The following is a 23,333-nucleotide window of genomic DNA, read 5'->3' on the forward strand; positions in this document are numbered from 1 at the left end:
TGGGCTTCATGGCTTGGCCCCATGATCAAAAGAAAGAACCTACAGGAGCGTTCACCGTGAGCCGCCTGCTATTGAACTGCGACATTGGCGAAAGCTTCGGCAGCTGGACCATGGGTCTGGACGCCGAGGTGATGCCCTTCATCGATTGCGCCAACATCGCCTGCGGCTTTCATGCCGGCGACCCGAGCATCATGCGCAAGACCGTCAGCCTGGCCCTGAGCCACGGCGTACGAATCGGCGCGCACCCGGCTTATCAGGACCTGGCTGGCTTCGGCCGGCGTTCCATGGCCTACGGTGCCCAGGAATTGCAGGACTTGCTGCACTACCAGATCGGCGCCCTCGACGGCATCTGCCGGGCGCAAGGCGGGCGGGTCAGCTACGTCAAGCCCCATGGCGCGATGTACAACGACATGATGTCCAATCCGGCGCAACTGCGCGCGGTGATCCAAGCCGTCGCGGCCTATGATCGGCAACTGCCGCTGATGCTCATGGCGACCCGGGACAACAGCGCCGCCCAGGCCCTGGGCGACGAGTACGGCCTGACCTTGTGGTTCGAAGCCTTTGCCGACCGCGCCTATGACAGTGCCGGTCGCCTGGTTTCGCGGCAAGCGCCGGGTGCGGTGCACCACGATCCCGAGGTGATTATCGGGCAGGCCCTGACCATCGCCCGCGGCGATGCGTTGACCGCCAGTGACGGCAGCGCCTTGAACCTTATGGCCAACACCTTGTGCGTACACGGCGACAACGCCAGCTCCGTGGCGGCCGTGCAACGCATCCGCGAAGCCCTGGACCGGCAGAGTGCGCCATGAGACCACGCTTGGAAGTGGTGGCAGTGGACTGCTTGATGGTGCGCCTGTTCGATGAGATCGCCGAGGCCAACATGCCCTGGATGCTCGCCGCCAGCGAGCGTCTGCGAGCGGTGTTTGCCGAGCATCTGATTGACCTGGTGCCGTCCTATACCACGTTGATGGTGCACTACGATTTGCTCGCCCTGAACCCGGTGCAGGCTCGTGAATTGATCGACGAGGCGTTGAATAACCTTTCACCGGATGCCCGGTCCGCCGGCCAATGCCACGTGCTGCCGGTGTGGTACGACCTCCGTGTCGGGCCGGAGCTGGAGCTGCTGGCGAGCCGCAGCGGGTTGACGGTCGCCCAGGTGATCCGCCGCCACAGCGAACGCGAGTACCAGGTGTTTGCCCTGGGCTTCGCTCCCGGCTTTGCCTTCATGGGGCTGGTGGACGAGGAACTGGCCGCACCGCGCCTCGACACGCCGCGCAAGCGCGTGGCAGCGGGCAGCGTTGGTATCGCCGAGCGCCAGACCGCGGCGTATCCGGTGGTATCGCCCGGTGGCTGGAACCTGATCGGTCGCACCCCGACCAAACTGTTTGATCGCGAGCGCGATGGCTACAGCCTGATGCAGCCGGGGGACACGGTGCGTTTTGCTCCCGTGGACCATGCCGAATTCATCGCGCTGGGTGGCGACGATACACCGTTGGAGGCCCAGGCATGAGCCGATTGTTGATCGAGGCCAGCACCCCGCTGTGCCTGTTGCAGGACGCCGGCCGTTTCGGCGTGAGGCATCTGGGCGTGACCCAGGGTGGCGCGGCGGACTGGTTGTCGATGGCCTGGGCCAACTGGATGCTCGGCAATGCCCTGGGGGCCGCGGTGGTGGAGATTACCCTCGGCGGTTTCACCGTGGTGGCCGAAGAGGATTGCGTGCTGGCGCTGGCCGGGGCGGACCTGGGCGCACGGATAGACGGCCAGGGGGTGGCGTCGTGGCGCTTCTTCAGCTTGCGCAAAGGTCAGGTGCTGGCGCTCACCCAGCCCGTGCTCGGTGCCCGGGCCTACCTGGCAGCTCCGGGCGGTTTCAATGCGCCTGCGGTGCTGGGCAGTCGGGCGACGGTAGTGCGTGAGGAACTCGGTGGCCTGGATGGGCGAGGGCGGGCGCTGAGTCGCGGCGAGCACCTGAGCTATTCAGGCGCGGTGACGCCTCGGCCCATGCCGCACACACGGATTCCGGACTTCCAGCAAGCGCAGCCGCTGGACTTGATCCTGGGAGCACAGAACGGTGCGTTCAGCGGGCAGAGTCTGTTCGACGCGTTCAACACCCCATGGACGCTGGACAGTCGCGCCGACCGCATGGGTATGCGCTTGCTGGGCACGGCGTTGGAGTATCAGGGGGCGGCGATGATTTCCGAGGGCATCCCGCTCGGTGCCGTGCAGGTGCCGCCGGATGGCCAGCCGATTGTGCTGCTCAACGACCGGCAAACCATTGGTGGTTATCCACGCCTGGGCGCCTTGACTCCGTTGGCCCTGGCCCGGCTGGCGCAATGCCTGCCGGGGGCGCAGGTGCGGTTGCGGCCGGTGGTGCAGGAGGTGGCGCATCGGCTGCAGGTGGAGTGCCTGCACGTTTTTCTCGACTGCTAAAAGCATCGCGAGCAGGCTCGCTCCCACACTGGATCTTCGTCATACACAAGATCCCTGTGGGAGCGAGCTTGCTCGCGATGAGGCCCTAAAGGGCACCAAAGATCACTTGGAAAGAAACCGCATTCCTTCCTCCAACCCCCGCAAGGTCAGCGGGTACATCCGGTCCTCCACCAACTCGCGCACGATGTTGGTCGAGGCGGTATAGCCCCAGGTGTCCTTGGGGTACGGATTGATCCAGATGAGCTTCTTGTACTTCTCCATGAAGCGCTGCATCCACACATAACCGGCTTCTTCGTTCCAGTGTTCGACGCTGCCGCCGGCCTGGGTGATTTCATAGGGCGCCATGGCGGCATCGCCGATGAAGATCACTTTGTAGTCGGCGCCGTACTTGTGCAGCAAGTCCTGGGTCGAGGTGCGCTCCGAGGTGCGGCGCAGGTTGTTCTTCCACACCGATTCATAGACGAAGTTGTGGAAGTAGAAATACTCCAGGTGCTTGAACTCGGTCTTGCAGGCCGAGAACAGTTCTTCGCAGATCTTCACGTGGGCATCCATCGAGCCACCGATGTCGAACAGCAGCAACAACTTGACGGTGTTGCGTCGTTCCGGGCGCATCTGGATGTTCAGAAGACCGGCATCGCGGGCGGTGTGGTCGATGGTGCCGTCGATGTCCAGCTCTTCGGCCGCACCCTGGCGAGCGAACTTGCGCAGGCGGCGCAGGGCGATCTTGATGTTGCGGGTGCCCAATTCCACCTGGTCGTCGAGGTTCTTGTACTCGCGCTGGTCCCAGACCTTCACGGCCTTGCCCTGGCGCTTGCCGGCGTCGCCGACCCGGATACCTTCGGGGTTGAAGCCGCCGGAGCCGAACGGGCTGGTCCCGCCGGTGCCGATCCACTTGTTGCCGCCGGCATGGCGTTCCTTCTGCTCTTCCAGGCGCTTCTTGAACTCTTCGATCAGCTTGTCCAAGCCACCGAGGGACTGGATCTGTGCCCGCTCTTCGTCGGTCAGCGAACGCTCGAATTCCTTGCGCAGCCAGTCCTCTGGAATCAGCGCCTGGAGGTGATCGTCGAGTTTCTCCAGGCCGTTGAAGTAGGCGGCGAACGCCCGGTCGAACTTGTCGAAATGCCGTTCGTCCTTTACCAGGATCGCCCGGGACAGGTAATAGAACTCGTCCATGTCGGCGAAGATCACCCGCTGTTTCAGCGCGTTGATCAGGTCCAGCAGTTCGCGCACCGACACGGGCACCTTGGCGGCGCGCATCTCATTGAACAGGTTAAGCAGCATGGCAATCGCCCTCGCTCTTGTTAGACGAAGAGGATCAGCGAGTGCCGCGACGGCTCATGAACGCCAGGCGCTCGAGCAATTGCACGTCCTGTTCGTTCTTGACCAGGGCGCCGGCCAGCGGCGGGATGGCCTTGGTCGGATCACGTTCGCGCAGCACCGCTTCGCCGATGTTGTCGGCCATCAGCAGCTTGAGCCAGTCCACCAGTTCGGAAGTGGAAGGCTTTTTCTTCAGGCCCGGCACCTTGCGCACGTCGAAGAACACGTCCAGCGCTTCGCTGACCAGGTCCTTCTTGATGTCCGGGTAATGCACGTCGACAATTTTCTGCAGGGTGACGCGGTCGGGGAAGGCGATGTAGTGGAAGAAGCAGCGGCGCAGAAACGCGTCCGGCAGTTCCTTTTCGTTGTTGGAGGTAATGATGATGATCGGCCGTTGCTTGGCCTTGATGGTTTCGTCGGTCTCGTAGACGTAGAACTCCATCTTGTCGAGTTCCTGCAGCAGGTCGTTGGGGAACTCGATGTCGGCCTTGTCGATTTCGTCGATCAGCAGGATCACCCGCTCCTCGGACTCGAACGCTTCCCAGAGCTTGCCCTTCTTCAGGTAGTTGCGCACGTCGTGGACCTTGTCCACGCCCAGCTGCGAGTCCCGCAGACGGCTGACCGCGTCGTACTCGTAGAGGCCCTGGTGGGCCTTGGTGGTGGACTTGATGTGCCAGGTAATCAGGCGCGCGCCAAAGGACTCGGCCAGTTGTTCGGCCAGCATGGTCTTGCCGGTGCCCGGTTCGCCCTTGACCAGCAATGGTCGCTCCAGGGTGATGGCGGCGTTCACGGCCAGTTTCAGGTCATCGGTGGCCACGTAGGCGCTGGTGCCTTCGAACTTCATCTGCAATTCCTCGAACGGTGTCGCCGGCCTGGCGAGGCGGGGCGCGCTAAATAAATATCGTGCCCGACTATAACGCGGCGCCCCGCCGACTGTGAACGCAGACGCTGTATTCAGTCTCTGAATGGGGCGTCACATGTTGACTCGGTTTCGGCGCCTTGCCAGTATTGCGTATCGCCAATTTGGCGATACGCTTCCGGGTTCATGTTTTTACTTACGGTCAGCCGCTCTTGTGGCGAGGGAGCTTGCTCCCGCTCGAGTGCGCAGCGCTCGCAGACTTTTGGGGCCGCTTCAGCCCAGCGGGAGCAAGCTCCCTCGCCACAGGGGTACCACATTCGAAGTGATGACGGGCCGGGCGCTGCCATTGATCATCAAGGAAGCGCTGGACTGGGTCAGCGCCCATCAAGCGCAACTGCTGGAGGATTGGCAACGATGCTACCCATGAAACGGCCGCGGCTGTCGGCTGTGCAGGTCTTATTACCGTTCAGTCTCGAATTGACGTTCATTGATGGGCAGCGGCTGACACTGGACATGAGCGCCGATGTGCAACGTTATCCGGGCTTGCAGCCTTTGCTTGAAGAGGGCGCGTTTGGAGGCGCGAGTCTGGGGGACGATGGCTGGAGCGTGGAATGGCCCGAACCGGATATCCAGATCGGTGCCGATACCCTTTATCTGGATGCACTGGCGCAGAACGCCGTGGATGAAAATACCCGCATTTTCATCAATTGGCGCGCCCGCACCGGCTTGTCTTTGAACAAGGCCGCCGAAGCGCTTGGGGTCAGCGCTCGCAGCATCACTCGCTACAGCAGCGGTCGCGAGGCTGTGCCGCGTTCGCTGGCCTTGGCATGCCTGGGCTGGGACTCATTGCAGCATGGAGTGGGAATAGCGGCAGCAGAAGCGCCCGGCCGCTACACCGTCACGCGCAAGCCCTAGTCGGTCGACGGCGGCGGTTGTTCATAACGGGCATTGAAGGCCTCGACGAAACCATTGCGCAGGATCTGCAGGAAGGCTTCGAAGGCGCTGATGTCCTGCTGGTGAACATTGCCGCTGAGTTCCACCCGGGTGGCGAACTGGTTCTTGCGCTGGTTCTTGAGGGCCGTTTCGCCCGTGCCGACCAAGGCTTCCCAGACCGAGCGGAAGATGTTCTTGTTCTGGTTTTCCACGTCCTGCTGCCAGTCGAACACATCGACATCGCGCAGCAGTGGCTTGATGTAGCCGCTGAGCTTGCCGTTGTCGGCTTGCGCCTCGATCACCAGGTCGCCGTGGCCGGCATTGAAATCGAACTTGCCATAAGCCCCGGCGAAGTCGTTCAGGCGCTTGAGTTCGATGTTCCTGGCACGCAGGCGGAAATCGAACTCCTCGAAGTTGCTCAAGGGGTCGAAGGTGGCCTGCATTTCCAATGGCGCGTGTTCGGCCACCAGGGCCTTGCCCTCGAAACGGGCGTCGCGCTTGCCTTTGGTGTCGACCACGTTGGTCAGGTTGTAGAAGCTGGCGTTGACCTCGGTGGCCCGCAGGTTGACCGGCGGCTTGGAGTTGAAATTGCGAAAGGTGACCTTGCCATCCCGGATGCGCACTTCGTTGAGGGTAATGGGCAGCAATTTGCTCAATTGTTCGCGCCAGTTGGTGCCCTGGCCGGTCTGGGAGTTCTGGCGGTTGGCGCCGCCGTCGACGAAGTTCACTTCGGCGCGGGCGAATTCAACCTCGGCGACCACCGCATGGTCGTACCACAGCGAGTGCCAGCTCACAGACAGGTCCACCCGCGGTGCGCTGACGAACGGCACCGGGACCTTGCCGTCGACCTTGACGATTTCCAGGCCATTGATCCGGTAGGCACCGCGCCACAGGGCCAGGTCCACGTCGGTGATCCGGCCGCGATAATCGCCCATGTCGGCCAGTTTGTCGTTCAGGTAGTCGCGTACCAGATAAGGCAAGGTGAAATGCAGGGCCACCAGCACCGCGGCGATGGCGGCGAAAACCCACAATGGCCAACGGTATCGACGCTTCATGTCAGTCAGTCTCCAGCGTTTGTTGAGGGAGCGCCTTCTAATGCCATTGACTGCTGCAACAACGGGAACGTTCGGTGCAACTGGACGCCCATGGGCAACAGGCATACCTTTAAAGGCTTACATTCCCGCTGCATCAAGGACCCAGCCATGAGCCGTATATTCGCTGACAATGCCCATTCCATCGGTAATACGCCGCTGGTGCAGATCAACCGCATTGCCCCGCGCGGTGTGACCATCCTGGCCAAGATCGAGGGGCGTAACCCAGGGTATTCGGTCAAGTGCCGGATCGGCGCGAACATGATCTGGGACGCTGAAAGCTCGGGCAAACTCAAGCCGGGCATGACCATCGTCGAACCAACTTCTGGCAACACCGGGATCGGCTTGGCGTTCGTCGCCGCCGCCCGTGGCTACAAGCTGATGCTGACCATGCCCGCCTCCATGAGCATTGAGCGACGCAAGGTGCTCAAGGCCCTGGGAGCGGAACTGGTGCTCACCGAGCCGGCGAAGGGCATGAAAGGGGCCATCGACAAAGCCACCGAGATCATGGCCAGCGATCCAGCCAAATACTTCATGCCGCAGCAGTTCGATAACCCGGCGAACCCGGCGATCCACGAAAAAACCACCGGCCCGGAAATCTGGAACGACACCGACGGCGCGGTGGACGTGCTGGTGGCCGGCGTGGGCACCGGCGGCACCATCACCGGCGTTTCGCGGTACATCAAGAACACCTGTGGCAAACCGATCCTGTCGGTGGCAGTCGAACCCGAGGTTTCGCCGGTAATTACCCAGGCGATGGCGGGCCAGGAGATCAAGCCCAGCCCCCACAAGATCCAGGGGATCGGCGCCGGGTTCGTGCCGAAGAACCTTGACCTGTCGATCGTTGACCTGGTCGAGCGGGTCTCTGACGACGAGTCCAAGGCCATGGCCCTGCGCTTGATGCAGGAGGAGGGCATCCTCTGCGGGATCTCTTGTGGCGCGGCGATGGCCGTGGCCGTGCGCCTGGCGGAAAAACCGGAGATGCAGGGCAAGACCATCGTCGTGATCCTGCCGGATTCGGGCGAGCGGTACTTGTCGAGCATGTTGTTCAGTGATCTGTTTACCGAGCAGGAGATCCAGCAGTAACTGTCTGCAGGATGTGGCCGGCGGTTAAATCGCATTTGGAAAGGGTGTTGACGGGCGTCAGCCACAGTTCAGGTCACGCATGGTAAGAAGGAAATTATTGCGTGATCCTCAACAGTGAATGTTGCGCCAGACGGTTTCCTGGCCAGGCCATGATCTATAACATGGCCGGCCGCTGCGCTGGGCTGGTGGTGTTGCGTAAGGTGTTTTTGGACAAGGAGTTATAAAATGACCGTTTCGTTCGTCGCCAAGGCCTCGGTGTTGCTGCTGTTTTTGGGCAGTACGCTGTATGTGCATTTGCGTGGCAAGGCGCGTTTGCCGGTGTTGCGTCAGTTCGTCAACCACTCGGCGCTGTTCGCCCCCTATAACACCTTGATGTACCTGTTCTCCGGCGTGCCCTCGAGACCTTACCTGGACCGCAGCAAGTTCCCCGAACTGGATGTGCTCAAGGACAACTGGCAAGTCATCCGCGATGAGGCCATGCACCTGTTCGACGAGGGCTACATTCGCGCTGCCGAGAAGAACAACGACGCGGGTTTCGGCTCGTTCTTCAAGAAGGGCTGGAAACGTTTTTACCTCAAGTGGTACGACAAACCGCTGCCGTCGGCCGAGCTGCTGTGCCCCAGGACGGTCGCGCTGGTCAGCCAGATCCCCAATGTCCGGGGCGCCATGTTTGCCCTGCTGCCGGGTGACAGCCATCTGAATCCCCACCGAGACCCTTTCGCCGGTTCGTTGCGTTATCACCTGGGGCTGTCCACTCCCAATTCCGACGACTGCCGGATCTTCGTCGATGGTCAGATCTACGCCTGGCGCGACGGCGAAGACGTCATGTTCGATGAAACCTATGTGCACTGGGTCAAGAACGAAACCCCGCAGACCCGCGTGATTCTGTTCTGTGATGTCGAGCGACCCTTGAAAAGCCGGTTGATGACCCGTCTCAACCGCACCATCAGCGCGTTCCTCGGCCGCGCCACCGCGCCACAGAACCTGGATGATGAACACGTCGGTGGCATCAACCGGGCCTATGCCTGGAGCAAATCGTTCAGCGACGGCATCAGTGGCCGGGTCAAGCAATTCAAACGCAAGCATCCCAAGGCCTACCGGGTGATGCGGCCCGTGTTGGCAGTGGTGGTGCTGACGGCGCTTGGCTATTGGTTGTTCGGTTAAATATTGCGTTGTCCATCGGGCGCTGGTTATAGTCAGCGCTCTTCGGGTTTTCGAACCCGCTCCTTCAAGAGATCGGCTCATGCCTGCATCCCCTGTCATCGCGGTCGTGGTTCCAGCGTTCAACGCTGGCGTCGTGCCGTGTGGGAGCCAGCAGCCTGCGCAGATCGGTCAATACCCTCCACCTGTCCGTAGCTCATCGGTGTACGCCGTCGTATCACCGCCGGGTGTTGGCATTCAGGGCTGATCGGCAACGGTTGCCTATCCCCTGTGCCCGCCTGAAAAAAACTACTGGACTTCAGCCTCGGCTGAGTTGGCTTTTTGCCTGACTACAGGTGGTATCCATGTTTTCCCTTTCCAAAAACGCCTTGTTGGCGGCGGCTTCCACGAGCCTGTTCGTTTTGCTGTGGAGCAGTGGGGCGATCTTTTCCAAGCTGGGCCTGGCCCACGCTTCTCCCTTCGCCTTTTTGCTGATCCGTTTTGCCATTGCGCTGTCGGCGCTGGTGCTGTTGATTCCGTTGCTCAAGTTCAAGCTGCCCAAGACCGGCAAGCCGATGCTGTACGCGGCGACCACCGGGTTGGTGCTGCTGGGCGCCTATCAGATTTTTTATCTGCTGGCGCTGCAAATGAGTGTCACGCCGGGGGTCATGGCAACCCTGATGGGCGTGCAACCGATCCTGACCGTGGTGCTAATGGAACGGCAGCGTTCCTGGTCGCGGATGTTCGGCCTGATGCTGGGGTTGGTCGGGTTGATCATGGTGGTGTACCAGGGCATCGGCCTGGCCGGCATGTCCCTGGCCGGGATGATCTGCGGGTTGCTGGCACTGGTGAGCATGACGGCCGGTTCGATCATGCAGAAGCGCATCACCGACAACCCCCTGGGCACGCTGCCGGTGCAGTACCTGGCCGGGCTGGTGCTGTGCGCGGTGTTCGTGCCGTTCCAACCGTTCCATTTCGAGTACAGCACGGGGTTTTTCGTGCCGGTGTTGTGGATGGGGCTGGTGGTCTCGGTGCTGGCGACATTGCTGCTGTACCGACTGATCGCCCGCGGCAACCTGGTGAATGTCACCAGCCTGTTCTACCTGGTGCCGGCGGTGACGGCGATCATGGATTACCTGGTGTTTGGCAACCGGCTGGCGTTGTTGAGCTTGCTGGGGATGGTGCTGATCATCGTGGGGTTGGTGTTTGTGTTTCGTAAAAGTCGCTGAGCTTTGGCTGCTCGTTGACTGAGCAACCGCCATCGCGGGTAAGCCTTGCTCCCACAGGTTATGTGTAGTCCTTGTGGGAGCAAGGCTTGCCTGCGATGGCATCTTGCGCCGCGCCGATGAATTACCGGGCAGACACCTCAGCCGGTTTCACCACCCCAGGCTTGAGCACCAACCACAACGCCGCCGCAATCAACACCCCGCCATACAGATGCGCCATCCCCAACGGCTCATCCAGCAACAACGCCCCCCACAGCACGCCGAACGGCGGAATCAGGAAGGTCACGGTCATGGATTTGACCGGGCCGATGGAACTGAGCAGGCGGAAATAAAGGATGTACGCCAGCGCAGTACACACCAGACCCAGCCCCAGCAGCGACAACCAGACGCTCCAGCCACCCCAGCTGGCCGGTGGTTGGCTGATGACGCTGTAGCCAAACAGCGGCAGCAAGAACACCGTGGCGCCGAACATGCTGCCCAGGGCCGAGAGACGACTGTCCAAGCCACCTTGCTGATCGAGCCAGCGCCGGGTGAGGAAACCGGCAAAGCCGTAGCAGGTCGTGGCCAGCAGGCAGGCAAGGGCGCCCATCAGCAGTTGCAGGTCGAACGCTACCGGGCCGGCGCGGGTCAGGATGCCGACGCCGAACAGGCCCAGGCAGACACCGCTGACCTTGGCTGGGGTGAGTTTTTCGCTGAAGAACAAGCCGCCGATCAACACCCCCATCAACGGCGTGGTGGCGTTGAAGATCGCCGAGTAACCGGCCGGCAGCACCTGGGCCGCCAACGAATAGAACGTGGCCGGAATGCCCGAGTTGATCAGGCCCAGCCCCATCACGACTTTGAGCTTGCCGCGAAAATTCCAGTCGACGCGCATCAGGGCCAGGATCACCAACAGCCCGACGAAGGCGATGGACACGCGAAAAAAAGCAGTGGGGATTGTGCCAATGACGGGGGCGATAATGCGCATGAACAGGAAACTGGCGCCCCAGATAGCGGCCAGTGACAGTAAACGCAGGATATCGACGAGGTTCACGAGTCATTCCTTCCTTGATTGGGCGGCAAGTGTCGCCGCCCTGAATAGCGATGGCAATGGTTGCGTTGCCGCGTGATTGGCCTCTAAGCTCAGTCGCCAATAACAAGCATGACCCGCCGAGGTTTACCCTATGCCGCAGCCATGGCCCGCCATCGAAATCGCCCGTTCGATCCTCGACGGCTTCGACGATTATCGTGAGCATTTCCGGCAGATCACCGACGGCGCCCGCGCCCGGTTCGAGCAGGCGCTGTGGCTGGAGGCGCAAGCGGCTTCGGCGGCGCGCATCAACTTGTATGAAGAAAAAGTCTTCGAAACCGTTGCCAGGCTGCACAAGGCCTTCGATGACGAAACCCTGATGGACGTGAGCTGCTGGCCGCTGGTCAAGAGCGCCTACATCAGCCTGATCGACCTGCGCTTCGACGATGAGCTGTCGGAAACCTGGTACAACTCGATCTTCTGCGGGTTGTTCAGCCACGACCTGATCAGCGACGGCACCATGTTCATCCATACCACCCGGCCCAGCCTGCGCCGGGCCCGTGCCGCCCAGACCCGCACCTACAAACCCCAGGGGCAGTTGGATCGGATGCTGGCGAGCGTGTTCGCCGATTACCGTTTCAGCGAGGACTACGCCGACTTGCCGGGTGACCTGCGGCGCCTCGAAGCGCAGTTGCGCGAGAACCTGCCGGACTGGGTCTGCAAGGACCCTGAGCTGACGGTTGAGTTGTTTTCTTCAGTGCTCTATCGCAACAAGGGCGCCTACCTGGTGGGTCGGATCTACACCCGTGAGGACCAATGGCCGTTGGTGATTCCGCTGTTGCACCGCGAGGGCCGGGGTATCCAGATCGATGCGCTGATTACCGACGAGGCGCAGGTGTCGATCATCTTCTCGTTCACCCGCTCATACTTCATGGTGGACGTGCCGGTGCCGGCGGAATTCATCGGCTTTCTCAAGCGCATCCTGCCGGGCAAGCACATCGCCGAGTTGTACACCTCCATCGGTTTCTACAAGCATGGCAAGTCCGAGTTCTACCGAGCGTTGATCAACCACCTGGCGAACACCGACGACCAATTCATCATGGCCCCGGGTGTGCGCGGCATGGTCATGAGCGTGTTCACCCTGCCGGGCTTCAACACGGTGTTCAAGATCATCAAGGACCGTTTCTCGCCGTCGAAAAACGTCGACCGGGCCACTGTGATCGAGAAGTACCGCCTGGTGAAAAGCGTCGACCGGGTCGGGCGCATGGCCGATACCCAGGAATTCGCCGATTTTCGTTTTCCCCTGAGCAAGTTCGAGCCGGCGTGCCTGGAGGAACTGCTGGAAGTGGCGCCGTCCACGGTGTCGGTGGAAGGCGACACGGTGCTGATTCGTCACTGCTGGACCGAACGACGCATGACGCCGCTGAACCTGTACCTGGAAAACGCCAACCAGGACCAGGTGCGCGAGGCGCTGGAAGACTATGGCCTGGCCATCAAGCAACTGGCGGCGGCCAATATCTTCCCCGGCGACATGCTGCTCAAGAACTTCGGCGTGACCCGCCACGGCCGCGTGGTGTTCTACGACTACGATGAAATCTGCTTCCTGACCGAAGCCAACTTCCGCCACATCCCCCAACCCCGCACACCGGAAGACGAAATGGCCTCCGAGCCCTGGTATTCCATCGGCCCGCTGGACGTCTTCCCCGAAGAGTTCCCGCCGTTCCTGTTCGCCGACGCCGGGCAGCGCAAGCTGTTCGACCAGTTGCACGGCGAGTTGTACAACGCCGACTATTGGAAAGGCCTGCAAGAGGCGATCCGGGCGGGGAAGGTGATCGATGTGTTCCCGTATCGGCGCAAGGACCTGGACAACGAATAACCCTTTGGGACGCTCCGCGTCCCAAAGGGCCGAACGCAGAGCGTCCGTTGAGGCATTCCCACGCGGAGCGTGGGAACGAGCCAAAACCTGTGGGAGCAAAGCTTGCTCGCGATACAGGCGCCTCGGTCCCCCGGGAGACCGCGTCATCTTCATCGCGGGCAAGCCTTGCTCCCACATGTACGCAAATCTGCGACAATCGCCCCCTGCTCAAACCGACGACCCTTGCGTACCTGATGACTGACCAAGCCCCCGCTATCGACAAGCTGCTGAAAAACCTCGACCACGCCATGCTCGCCGACCGTCACCGGTTGCGGCGCCAGTTGCTCGAGCTGCGCAAGAAGCCCGACGAGGCCAAGCTGGCCCAGTGGGTGACGCGCATGCAGGCGTCGTGCGATCAGGTGTTGGCGCGCAAGGCGAGCCTGCCGCTGATTCGCTACGACGATAATTTGCCGATTGCCGCCAAGCGCGACGAAATCAAGGACGCGCTGCTCAAGCACCAGGTGCTGATCATTGCCGGCGAAACCGGCTCGGGCAAAACCACGCAGTTGCCGAAGATCTGCCTGGAAATCGGTCGTGGCCAGCATGGCTTGATCGGCCACACCCAGCCGCGGCGGATCGCCGCGCGCAGTGTGGCGAGCCGGGTGGCCGAGGAACTGGCCACGCCGTTGGGCGCGCTGGTGGGTTATCAGGTGCGGTTCGAGGACCAGAGCGACGCCAACACCCTGATCAAGCTGATGACCGACGGCATCCTGCTGGCCGAGACCCAGAACGACCGCTACCTCGAGCGCTACGACACGATCATCGTCGACGAAGCCCACGAACGCAGCCTGAACATCGACTTCCTGCTCGGCTACCTCAAGACCCTGCTGCCGCGCCGTCCGGACCTGAAAGTCATCATCACCTCGGCGACCATCGACCTGGAGCGCTTCTCCAAGCATTTCGATGACGCGCCGATTGTGGAAGTCTCGGGCCGCACCTTCCCGGTGGAAACCTGGTATCGCCCGCTGACCCTGGAGCAAGACGAGGAAGGCAACCGGGTCGAAGACGACTTGACCGTCGACCAGGCAATCCTCGCCACCCTCGACGAAATCGCCGCCTACGAGCGCAGCGAGCGGCGCAGCCCTGGGGACGTGCTGGTGTTCCTGCCGGGCGAGCGGGAAATTCGCGACGCGGCGGAGATGCTGCGCAAGGCCCAGCTCAAGCACACCGAGATTCTGCCCCTGTATGCGCGCCTGTCGCCGGCTGAACAGCAGCGGATCTTTCAGTCCCATCCGGGCCGTCGCGTGGTGCTGGCGACCAACGTCGCCGAAACCTCGCTGACCGTGCCGGGCATCCGCTACGTGATCGACAGCGGCACCGCGCGCATCAGCCGCTACAGCTATCGGGCCAAGGTCCAGCGCTTGCCCATCGAAGCCATTTCCCAGGCCAGCGCCAACCAGCGCAAGGGCCGCTGCGGGCGGGTCGAGCCGGGGATCTGCGTGCGGTTGTACAGCGAAGAAGATTTTCTTGGACGGCCGGAATTCACCGACCCGGAAATCCTGCGCACCAACTTGGCGGCGGTGATCCTGCAGATGCTGCACCTGCGTCTCGGCGAGATCACCGATTTCCCGTTCATCGAGCCGCCGGATGGCAAGGCCATCAGTGACGGTTTCAACCTGCTGCAAGAATTGTCGGCGGTGGACCGCAACAGCCAGTTGACCCCGCTCGGTCGCCAGTTGGCGCGCCTGCCGGTGGACCCGCGCATGGGCCGCATGCTGTTGGAAGCGGCGAAGCTGGGCAGTTTGCAGGAAGTGCTGATCGTCGCCAGCGCCATGTCGATCCAGGACCCGCGCGAGCGTCCGCCGGAGCGCCAACAGGCGGCGGACCAGGCCCACGCCCAGTGGAAGGACGCGGATTCGGACTTCGCCGGGCTGGTCAACCTGTGGCGCGGTTTCGAAGAGCAGCGCCAGGCCCTGACCGCCAGCCCGCTGCGCAACTGGTGCCGCAAGAACTTCCTCAATTACCTGCGCCTGCGCGAGTGGCGTGATTCCCATCGGCAGTTGAGCCTGATCTGCCGCGACATGCAGCTGAGCCTCAACAAAGAACCGGCCGACTTCCCGAAATTGCACAAGGCGGTGCTCTCGGGCCTGTTGAGCCAGATCGGCCAGAAAACCGAAGATGGCGACTACCTCGGTGCTCGCCAGCGGCGGTTCTGGGTCCACCCCTCGTCGGGCCTGGGCAAGAAGCGTCCGCAATGGCTGATGACCGCCGAGTTGGTGGAAACCACCAAGCTGTATGCGCGCATGGTCGCCAAGATCGAACCGGACTGGATCGAACCGCTGGCCGGGCACCTGATCAAGAAAAACCACTTCGAACCCCATTGGGAGAAGAAGCGCGGGCAGGTGGTGGCCTATGAGCAAATCACTCTGTTCGGGCTCATCGTCGTTGGTCGTCGACCGGTGCACTATGGGCCGGTGGACCCGGTGGTCTCCCGTGAACTGTTCATCCGCGAGGCGTTGGTGCGCGGCGAGATCCAGTCCAGGGCCAAGTGCCTGAGTGCCAATACCAAACTGCTGGAACAACTCGACGAGCTGGAAGCCAAGGCCCGTCGCCGCGACATCCTGGCGGACGAGGAAACCCTGTTTGCCTTCTACGACGCGCGCTTGCCGGCCGAGATCCATCAGACCGCGACGTTCGACAGCTGGTACCGGATCAACAGCCAGAAAGACCCGCAACTGCTGATCATGCGCGAAGAAGACGTGCTGGCCCGCGAAGCCAGCGAAGTCACCGCCGCGCATTACCCGGACACCTTGCGCGTCGGCGACCTGACCTTGCCGCTGAGTTATCACTTCGAGCCCAACCATCCCCGCGATGGCGTGACCCTGCGAGTGCCGGCGCCACTGCTGCCGATGCTGCCGCCGGAACGCCTGGAATGGCTGGTGCCGGGGGTGATCGAAGCCAAGTGCATCGCCCTGGTGCGCAACCTGCCCAAGGCCTTGCGCAAGAACTTCGTGCCGGTGCCGGATTTCGTCAAGGCGGCGCTGCAGCGCATCACCTTCGCCGAGGGCTCTTTGCCGCAGTCCCTGGGCCGTGAGCTGCTGCGCATGACCGGGGCGCGGGTCAGTGACGAAGCCTGGACCGAAGCGGCCCAGCAGGTGGAAAGCCACCTGCGCATGAACCTGGAAATCGTCGACGGCCAAGGCAAGTTCCTCGGCGAGGGTCGTGACCTGGCCGAGCTGACGGCGCGTTTTGCCGAAGCCAGCCAGGCCGCCCTGGCCGTACCGCAAACGGCGAAAAGCCAGGCACCGGTGGAGGCGAAGGTCTTCGCCCCGGTGGCCGAGAAAACCCAACAGAAGATCGCCGGGCTGTCGATGACGGTCTACCCGGCGCTGGTGGAAGAGGGCGGCGTGGTCAAGGAAGGGCGTTTCCCAACCCCGGCCGAAGCCGAGTTCCAGCATCGCCGCGCCTTGCAGCGCTTGTTGATGCAGCAATTGGCCGAGTCGGCCAAGTTCCTGCGCGGCAAGCTGCCCGGGCTGACGGAGCTGGGCCTGCTGTACCGCGACCTGGGCCGCATCGACAGCCTGGTGGAAGACATCCTGCTCGCCAGCCTCGACAGTTGTGTGCTTGAAGGCGAAGCGAGCCTGCCTCGTGACGGCGCCGCGCTGGCCACCCTGGCCGAGCGCAAGCGCGGCGGCTGGACCGAGCACGCCGAACGCCTGGCGAAGCTGACCCTGGACATCCTCAAGCTCTGGCATGGCCTGCAAAAACGCTTCAAGGGCAAGATCGACCTGGCCCAGGCCGTGGCGCTGAACGACATCAAGCAGCAACTCAGCCACCTGGTGTACCCGGGCTTTGTCCGCGAAACCCCACATCAATGGCTCAAGGAACTGCCGCGCTACCTCAAGGCCATCGAGCAACGCTTCGAGAAGCTCGGTAGCCAGGTGCAGAAGGACCGGGTCTGGAGCGGCGAGCTGTCGAACCTCTGGGCCCAATACCAGGCCCGCGCCAGCAAACACGCCCAGGAAGGCAAGCGCGATCCGCAACTGGAGCTGTACCGCTGGTGGCTGGAGGAATACCGGGTGTCGCTGTTCGCCCAGCAACTGGGGACCAAGGTGCCGATTTCGGACAAGCGCCTGGGCAAGCAGTGGGGGCAGGTGGAGGGTTGATGGCAAAACCCGTCAACTCCTGTGAAACCCCTGTGGGAGCGAGCTTGCTCGCGATAGCGGTGTATCAGTCAACATCAATGCTGGCTGAACCAGCGCTATCGCGAGCAAGCTCGCTCCCACAGGGTATGGTGTTGTAGTGAAGGGAGAATGGGCCAAACGCCAGCGTTTATGGCAAACTTCGCGGCTATAAATGCCGGTCCCGTGGTTTTGAGCTTCAATGCCCCGGGCGGATCGGAATAAAGCGATGCCAGGGCTGCTTCCCCGGATGGGAAAAGTCCCTTTGTGTATTGGTACGTCGGTGCCAATGCTTTCTGCCTGAACAGATCAGAGACACGACCATGCATAACGTCGTCATCAGCGGCACCGGCCTGTACACCCCGGCCAACAGCATCTCCAACGAAGAGCTGGTGCAATCTTTCAATACCTATGTCGCGCAATTCAACGCCGACAACGCCGACGCCATCGCGCGCGGTGAAGTCGAGGCCTTGACCGAATCCAACGCGGCGTTCATCGAAAAGGCCTCCGGCATCAAGAGCCGCTTTGTCATGGACAAGGACGGCATTCTCGATCCACAACGCATGACCCCACGCTTGCCCGAGCGCTCCAACGACGAGTGGTCGGTGCTGTGCGAAATGGCCATCGGTGCCGCGAAGCAGGCCCTGGAGCGCGCCGGCCGCACCGTCGCCGACATCGACGGGGTGATCGTCGCCTGTTCCAACCTGCAGCGCCCGTATCCGGCCATCGCCATCGAGGTCCAGGAAGCCCTGGGTATCGAAGGTTTCGGTTTCGACATGAACGTGGCCTGTTCCTCGGCCACTTTCGGCATCCAGGCAGCGGCCAACAGCGTGCAACTGGGCCAGGCCCGGGCGATCCTGATGGTCAACCCGGAAGTGTGCACCGGTCACCTGAACTTCCGCGATCGCGACAGCCACTTCATCTTCGGCGACGCGGCCACCGCCGTGATCATCGAGCGGGCGGACCTGGCGACTTCGCCGTACCAGTTCGACGTGGTCAGCACCAAGCTGCTGACCAAGTTCTCCAACAACATCCGCAACAACTTCGGCTTCCTCAACCGCGCCGCGCAAGAGGGCGCCGGTAGCCGCGACAAGTTGTTCGTCCAGGAAGGCCGCAAGGTGTTCCGCGACGTCTGCCCGATGGTGGCCGAGCTGATCGGCGCCCACCTGGAAGAAAACCAGCTGAACGTAGGCGAGGTGAAGCGCTTCTGGCTGCACCAGGCCAACCTGAGCATGAACCACTTGATCGTGCGCAAACTGCTGGGACGCGAAGCCACCGAAGAGGAAGCACCGGTGATCCTCGACCGCTACGCCAACACCAGTTCGGCCGGTTCGGTGATTGCGTTCCACAAATACCAGGATGACCTGCCCAGCGGCTCGGTCGCCGTGCTCAGTTCGTTCGGCGCCGGTTATTCGATTGGCAGCGTGATTTTGCGCAAGCGTTGATCCACTTTAGCGGCCAGAGGATTTATTCCTGCTGGCCTATGGCCTATGGCCTATGGCCTATGGCTTGTGGAACCTGTGGGAGCAAAGCTTGCTAGCGATGCAGGCGCCTCGGTTTCCTGGAAGACCGCGTCACCTTCATCGCGGGCAAGCCTTGCTCCCACAAGCTGCAACAACCGCGATCTATCCAGCAATAGGGCATTGAATGACGGTCACCGATGACAGCCTCCTGCTCCAACGTCTCCTGGCCGGTGAGCAGCAGGCCTACAGGGAACTGGTCAGCGCCTACCAGAGCCCGATGCGCGCCGTGGCCTATGCCATTGTCGGCAGTCGCCATGTCGACGAAGTGGTGCAGGACGCGTGGCTGTCGGTGGTGCGCAATCTCAGTGGGTTCCAGGGGCGTTCCAGCCTCAAGACCTGGCTGTTGACCATCACCGCCAACGCCGCCAAAGGGCGCTACAAGCAGAACCGTCGGGAGGTGTTGCTCGACGATCTGCCGTCACCCCATGGCACCCTCGGCGATGATCGTTTCGCCGCCGATGGTCATTGGCTGCTGGCGCCGTTCGCCTGGCACCAGGACACGCCTGAGGCGCTGCTCACGATGGAGGAATTACGCGATTGCCTGGAGCACACATTGCTCAGCCTGTCGGAACTGCAAGGCAGCGTGCTGAACCTGCGGGAACGCCAGGGGCTGGAGCTGGAAGAAATCTGTAATCTTCTGGATATTTCGCTCTCCAATGTGCGAGTGCTGTTGCATCGCGCCCGGCTGAAAGTCTTCGCGACCGTTGAACATTTCGAGGAAACCGGCGAATGCTGACCTGCAAGGAACAAGTGGCGCGCTCCAGCGATTATCTCGACGGCCAGTTAAGTTTTCGTGAACGCCTGATGGTGCGTCATCACCTGATGTTCTGCCCCAACTGCCGGCGTTTTATCCGCCAGATGCGCCTGATGCAGGCGACCCTCAGGAAACTGCCGCAACCGCCGATCCCCGACCTGGATCACCTCGCCGAGAAACTCGCCGCCGAGCGCCGCAGAAACATCCGCTAAACCGCGATACACACCAACCCCCTGTGGGAGCGAGCAAGCTCGCTCCCACAGGTTCTCCATGGCTGGATTTGTTATTCCCATTCGAAGTAAAAAGTTCCGCTGTCATAAAATCTTTATGTGATAGCAACTCGCCTGACACAACCCGTCGCCAAGATCCCCTCCCAACACCAGCGGGCCCAGTTCCGCGTGTTTTCTAACGCATAGACTACCAACAGGGGAATTCTTCGATGATCCGCAAGCACTTCGCAGGTGTTGCCGCCAGCGCACTGGCAATGGCAGTAACCGCCCAGGCTTTCGCCGGCACCGTCACTACCGATGGCGCCGATATCGTAGTCAAAACCAAGGGCGGCCTTGAGGTCGCTACCACTGACAAAGAGTTCAGCTTCAAGCTCGGTGGTCGTCTGCAGGCTGACTACAGCCAGTTCGATGGTATCTACACCGACAACGGTAAATCGGCCGACGCCGCTTACATCCGTCGCGCCTTCCTGGAACTGTCCGGCGTGCTGTACACGGATTGGGCCTACACCATCAACTACGACATGTCCCACAACAGTGGCGACTCCGATAACGGCTACTTCGACGAAGCGTCCCTGGCCTATAACGGCTTCAAGCCGGTCTCGATCAAGGTCGGTCGTTTTGACCCCGATTTCGGCCTGGAAAAAGCCACCAGCTCCAAGTGGGTGACTGCACCTGAGCGTAACGCCGCCTACGACCTGATCGACTGGGCCAACAGCCATCAGAACGGCCTGGGCATCCAAGCTTCCAGCACCTTCGCCGATTCGTTCTATGCCTCGGCTGGCGTGTTCAGCAAGGACACCGACGACACCGACGGCGACAGCGTCAAGCAAGTCAACGGTCGCTTTGTATTCGCACCGATGCACGAAGCCGGCAACGTGCTGCACTTCGGTTTGAACGTGGCCTCGCGTGACGTTTCGGACACCGCGTTCGACGCACGTTACCGCTCCCGCCTGGGCATGCGTGGCGTTGAAACCCTGGGTGGCAACGACGCCGGCCCTAACGGCAACCGTCCGGTCCTGGGCGGCGCCAACAACTCGCCGGCCGGTTCGTACGACACTGACACCGCCTTCGGCCTGGAAGCCGCTTTCGCCATGGGTCCTGCGTCGATCCAGGGTGAGTACATCTCCCGCAAGACCAAGGCTGACAGCGCCGCCTTCGAAGACATCAAAGGCCACGGCTTCTACGTCCAGGGTGCCTACACCCTCACCGGTGAATCCCGCGGCTATAAAGTCGGCAAGTTTGACGCGATCAAGCCTCAGAACAAATCCATCGGCGCCTGGGAAGTGTTCTACCGCTTCGACAGCATGACCGTCGAAGACGACAACATCACCACTGCCTCGGCGACTCGTGAAGTAGGCGATGCCGAAGCCAAGGTGCACAACCTGGGCGTGAACTGGTACGCCAACGAAGCGGTGAAAATCTCCGCTGCCTACATCAAGGCCAAGACCGACAAAGTCACCAACGCCAATGGCGACGACGATGGCGACGGTTTTGTGATGCGTGCCCAGTACGTGTTCTAAATCGCGTTGACTTGATACACCGCTCTGACTTCATCCGTTAAAGCGCTCCTTTGAACCCCGCCTCTGGCGGGGTTTTTTTATGTGCGCCCGGTCAGGATCGGCGATACTCGCTCCATCCGTCGTCTGGCTATCGAGGAATCGCATGCCGCTTCACGTCTTGGACAGCCTGTCCGCCATCGCGCCGCCCGAGTGGGACGCGCTGGTGCCCGCCAATCAACCGTTCCTGCGCCACGCCTTCCTGAGCACCCTGGAAGACAGTGCCAGCCTGGGCCCGCAATCCGGTTGGCAAGCCGAGCATTTGCTGCACATTGAAGACGGTCATCTGCTGGCGGCCTTGCCCAGTTACCGCAAGTGGCATTCCTACGGCGAATACGTGTTCGACCACGCCTGGGCCGACGCTTGCGCCCGCGCTGGCATCGACTATTACCCCAAGCTGTTGACGGCGGTGCCGTTCAGCCCGGTCAGTGGCCCGCGGTTGCTGGCGGCGCGCGGGGAAGATGGCCTGGAGCTGCTGGGCAGCTTGCCGGGGTACCTGGAGATCGAAGGGCTTTCCAGTGCCCACATCAACTTCACCGATGCCTTCACCGACGCGGCGCTTGCCGGGCAAGAAGGCTGGCTGCAGCGGATCGGCTGCCAGTATCACTGGCAGAATCGCGGTTATCGCGACTTCCAGGATTTTCTCGATGCGCTCAGTTCCCGCAAGCGCAAGCAGATGCGCAAGGAGCGTGAGCAAGTGGCGGGGCAGGGCATCGCGTTCGAATGGCTCGAAGGTCATCAGTTGGACGAGGCGCAGTGGGATTTTGTCTACGCCTGTTACGCCAACACCTACGCGATACGACGGCAGGCGCCTTACTTGACCCGAGCGTTTTTCAGCCTGCTGGCCGAACGCATGCCCGAGGCCATTCGCGTGGTGCTGGCCAAGCAAGGTTCGCGGCCGGTGGCGATGGCGTTCAGCCTGGTGGGTGGCGACAGTTTCTACGGACGTTATTGGGGCTGTCTGGCGGAGTTCGACCGCCTGCACTTCGAGACCTGTTTCTATCAAGGCATGGACTACGCGATTGCCCATGGCTTGCAGCGTTTTGACGCCGGCGCCCAGGGTGAGCACAAATTGATTCGCGGGTTCGAGCCGGTGATTACCCGCTCATGGCATTACCTGCGCCACCCTGGTTTGAAAGCGGCGGTCGAAGATTTTCTCGCCCGGGAACAGGAGGGTGTGCTGGCGTATGCCGAAGAGGCGAAAACAGCACTGCCTTATCGGCAGTGCTGATTTTCGCGGGTGTGACTCAGCGGTTTTCCTGGCCCAGCCAGCGGTACGAGACACCGCCGATGACGGCACCCAGCAGCGGCGCTACCCAGAACAGCCACAGTTGCTCGATGGCCCAGCCACCGACAATCAGCGCCGGACCGGTACTGCGGGCCGGGTTGACGGACGTGTTGGTGACCGGAATCGAGATCAGGTGAATGAGCGTCAGGGCCAGGCCGATGGCAATCGGTGCCAGCCCGGCGGGCGCACGTTTATCGGTGGCGCCGAGGATGATCAGGATGAACATTGCCGTCATGACCAGCTCGGTGACAAAACCGGTCGCCATCGAATACCCACCCGGCGAATGCTCGCCATAACCGTTCGCTGCCAGGCCGGACGCGGCCAGGTCAAAGCCTTCCTTGCCGCTGGCGATGAAGTAGATCAATGCGGCGGCCAGTACACCCCCTATGACTTGGGCAACGATGTAGGCAGGCAACTCCCTGGCCGGAAACCGCCCGCCCACGTACAAGCCCACCGACACCGCCGGGTTCAGGTGGCAACCCGAGATATGCCCGATGGCGAATGCCATGGTCAACACCGTCAGGCCGAACGCCAGGGCAACCCCCAGCACGCCAATCCCGGAGGCGGCCAATACCGCGCTGCCGCAGCCGCCCAATACCAGCCAGAACGTACCCAACAACTCAGTCGTTGAACGTTTGAGTAAAGACATAAGCTTCCTTGATAAAACAGTCGTGATAATCGGTTATGCATCCAGCAGTATTACGACAGGTTCATCTCCAGAACCTGGGCTGAGTACAGCAGAGTGCTGCAACAAATCCAGCGACAAAAAAACCGCCAGCGTCATGGACGGTGGCGGTTTTGGCCGTGGTCGAGGGGAGTATGTCGTTGCGGTGCGGGCTAAATGGATCCTGGACAGAA

Annotated in this window: 19 protein-coding genes and 1 pseudogene; 15 read left to right on the forward strand and 5 right to left on the reverse strand. The window is 61.7% G+C overall.

Annotated features, from left to right (window positions below):
* The first annotated feature begins 56 nt into the window (after nucleotides 1-56).
* Genes KI235_RS07620 through KI235_RS07630 form a run of 3 tightly spaced genes read left to right on the forward strand, consistent with a single transcriptional unit; the run spans nucleotide 57 to nucleotide 2,427 of the window.
* Complete coding sequence (locus KI235_RS07620; RefSeq protein WP_003198881.1) at nucleotides 57-809, forward strand: 5-oxoprolinase subunit PxpA; 753 nt, start codon at nucleotides 57-59, stop codon at nucleotides 807-809.
* The gene (gene pxpB, locus KI235_RS07625) at nucleotides 806-1,510 is read left to right on the forward strand and encodes a 5-oxoprolinase subunit PxpB (protein WP_003198883.1); all 705 of its coding nucleotides are present in this window, start codon (nucleotides 806-808) and stop codon (nucleotides 1,508-1,510) included. Before KI235_RS07620 ends, pxpB begins: the two co-directional genes overlap by 4 nt.
* A complete protein-coding gene (locus tag KI235_RS07630; RefSeq protein WP_212795620.1) occupies nucleotides 1,507-2,427 on the forward strand; it encodes a biotin-dependent carboxyltransferase family protein in 921 nt (306 codons plus the stop codon). Before pxpB ends, KI235_RS07630 begins: the two co-directional genes overlap by 4 nt.
* 102 nt (nucleotides 2,428-2,529) lie before the next feature.
* Here the strand turns inward: KI235_RS07630 and KI235_RS07635 are convergent, their stop codons facing one another.
* Both KI235_RS07635 and KI235_RS07640 read right to left on the reverse strand, forming a co-directional pair.
* Nucleotides 2,530-3,708, reverse strand: a complete 1,179-nt coding sequence (locus KI235_RS07635) for a VWA domain-containing protein (protein ID WP_003198888.1) — start codon at nucleotides 3,706-3,708, stop codon at nucleotides 2,530-2,532.
* A gap of 34 nt (nucleotides 3,709-3,742) precedes the next feature.
* Entirely contained in the window at nucleotides 3,743-4,588 is an 846-nt protein-coding gene (locus KI235_RS07640; protein ID WP_003184225.1) for a MoxR family ATPase, read from the reverse strand.
* Between the two features lie 328 nt (nucleotides 4,589-4,916).
* Between KI235_RS07640 and KI235_RS30670 the strand changes: the two are divergent.
* Nucleotides 4,917-5,030 (forward strand): annotated as a pseudogene (locus tag KI235_RS30670) (DUF4160 domain-containing protein); the annotation flags it as partial.
* Nucleotides 5,018-5,518 (forward strand): helix-turn-helix domain-containing protein, encoded by a 501-nt coding sequence (locus KI235_RS07645; protein WP_060613482.1) that lies wholly within the window; start codon nucleotides 5,018-5,020, stop codon nucleotides 5,516-5,518. The pseudogene KI235_RS30670 and the gene KI235_RS07645, both read left to right, overlap by 13 nt.
* Here KI235_RS07645 and KI235_RS07650 read toward each other — a convergent pair.
* Entirely contained in the window at nucleotides 5,515-6,591 is a 1,077-nt protein-coding gene (locus tag KI235_RS07650; protein ID WP_003198892.1) for a DUF748 domain-containing protein, read from the reverse strand. The two genes, KI235_RS07645 and KI235_RS07650, sit on opposite strands and share 4 nt — an antisense overlap.
* Nucleotides 6,592-6,738: 147 nt before the next feature.
* Here KI235_RS07650 and cysK point away from each other — a divergent pair, with 147 nt between their 5' ends.
* The 3 genes from cysK to KI235_RS07665 all read left to right on the forward strand — a co-directional run bounded on the left by cysK (nucleotide 6,739) and on the right by KI235_RS07665 (nucleotide 10,082).
* The gene (cysK, locus tag KI235_RS07655; protein WP_003198893.1) at nucleotides 6,739-7,713 is read left to right on the forward strand and encodes a cysteine synthase A; all 975 of its coding nucleotides are present in this window, start codon (nucleotides 6,739-6,741) and stop codon (nucleotides 7,711-7,713) included.
* Between the two features lie 225 nt (nucleotides 7,714-7,938).
* Nucleotides 7,939-8,877 carry an aspartyl/asparaginyl beta-hydroxylase domain-containing protein gene (locus KI235_RS07660; RefSeq protein WP_003198894.1) on the forward strand — a complete coding sequence of 313 codons (939 nt, stop codon included), beginning with the start codon at nucleotides 7,939-7,941 and terminating at the stop codon, nucleotides 8,875-8,877.
* Between the two features lie 341 nt (nucleotides 8,878-9,218).
* A complete protein-coding gene (locus tag KI235_RS07665; protein ID WP_013692498.1) occupies nucleotides 9,219-10,082 on the forward strand; it encodes a DMT family transporter in 864 nt (287 codons plus the stop codon).
* Nucleotides 10,083-10,203: 121 nt separating this feature from the next.
* On the opposite strand, the gene KI235_RS07670 is transcribed toward KI235_RS07665, so the two are convergent.
* Nucleotides 10,204-11,112 carry a DMT family transporter gene (locus KI235_RS07670; RefSeq protein WP_003198898.1) on the reverse strand — a complete coding sequence of 303 codons (909 nt, stop codon included), beginning with the start codon at nucleotides 11,110-11,112 and terminating at the stop codon, nucleotides 10,204-10,206.
* Between the two features lie 130 nt (nucleotides 11,113-11,242).
* On the opposite strand from KI235_RS07670, the gene aceK reads away from it, so the two are divergent.
* The 7 genes from aceK to KI235_RS07705 all read left to right on the forward strand — a co-directional run bounded on the left by aceK (nucleotide 11,243) and on the right by KI235_RS07705 (nucleotide 22,418).
* Nucleotides 11,243-12,964: a bifunctional isocitrate dehydrogenase kinase/phosphatase gene (gene aceK / locus KI235_RS07675; RefSeq protein ID WP_003198900.1), complete on the forward strand. Its 1,722-nt coding sequence runs from the start codon at nucleotides 11,243-11,245 to the stop codon at nucleotides 12,962-12,964.
* 233 nt (nucleotides 12,965-13,197) lie between these two features.
* The gene (gene hrpA, locus KI235_RS07680) at nucleotides 13,198-17,109 is read left to right on the forward strand and encodes an ATP-dependent RNA helicase HrpA (RefSeq protein WP_013692499.1); all 3,912 of its coding nucleotides are present in this window, start codon (nucleotides 13,198-13,200) and stop codon (nucleotides 17,107-17,109) included.
* A 338-nt stretch (nucleotides 17,110-17,447) separates the two neighbouring features.
* Nucleotides 17,448-18,569, forward strand: a complete 1,122-nt coding sequence (locus KI235_RS07685) for a beta-ketoacyl-ACP synthase III (protein WP_003198905.1) — start codon at nucleotides 17,448-17,450, stop codon at nucleotides 18,567-18,569.
* A 202-nt stretch (nucleotides 18,570-18,771) separates the two neighbouring features.
* On the forward strand, nucleotides 18,772-19,383 hold the full coding sequence (locus tag KI235_RS07690) for an RNA polymerase sigma factor (protein ID WP_003198907.1): 612 nt from the start codon (nucleotides 18,772-18,774) through the stop codon (nucleotides 19,381-19,383).
* Nucleotides 19,377-19,613 carry a zf-HC2 domain-containing protein gene (locus KI235_RS07695; protein ID WP_003198910.1) on the forward strand — a complete coding sequence of 79 codons (237 nt, stop codon included), beginning with the start codon at nucleotides 19,377-19,379 and terminating at the stop codon, nucleotides 19,611-19,613. The genes KI235_RS07690 and KI235_RS07695 overlap by 7 nt, the downstream gene beginning before the upstream one ends.
* Nucleotides 19,614-19,840: 227 nt before the next feature.
* Nucleotides 19,841-21,151, forward strand: coding sequence for an OprO/OprP family phosphate-selective porin (locus tag KI235_RS07700; protein WP_003198912.1), 1,311 nt, complete (start codon nucleotides 19,841-19,843; stop codon nucleotides 21,149-21,151).
* A gap of 142 nt (nucleotides 21,152-21,293) precedes the next feature.
* Nucleotides 21,294-22,418, forward strand: coding sequence for a GNAT family N-acetyltransferase (locus tag KI235_RS07705; protein WP_003198914.1), 1,125 nt, complete (start codon nucleotides 21,294-21,296; stop codon nucleotides 22,416-22,418).
* A gap of 16 nt (nucleotides 22,419-22,434) precedes the next feature.
* Here KI235_RS07705 and aqpZ read toward each other — a convergent pair whose 3' ends face one another.
* Nucleotides 22,435-23,124: an aquaporin Z gene (aqpZ, locus tag KI235_RS07710; protein ID WP_028236988.1), complete on the reverse strand. Its 690-nt coding sequence runs from the start codon at nucleotides 23,122-23,124 to the stop codon at nucleotides 22,435-22,437.
* Nucleotides 23,125-23,333: the final 209 nt, after the last annotated feature.

It is taken from the genome of Pseudomonas sp. St386 (assembly GCF_018325865.1).
GTDB lineage: Bacteria > Pseudomonadota > Gammaproteobacteria > Pseudomonadales > Pseudomonadaceae > Aquipseudomonas > Aquipseudomonas brassicacearum.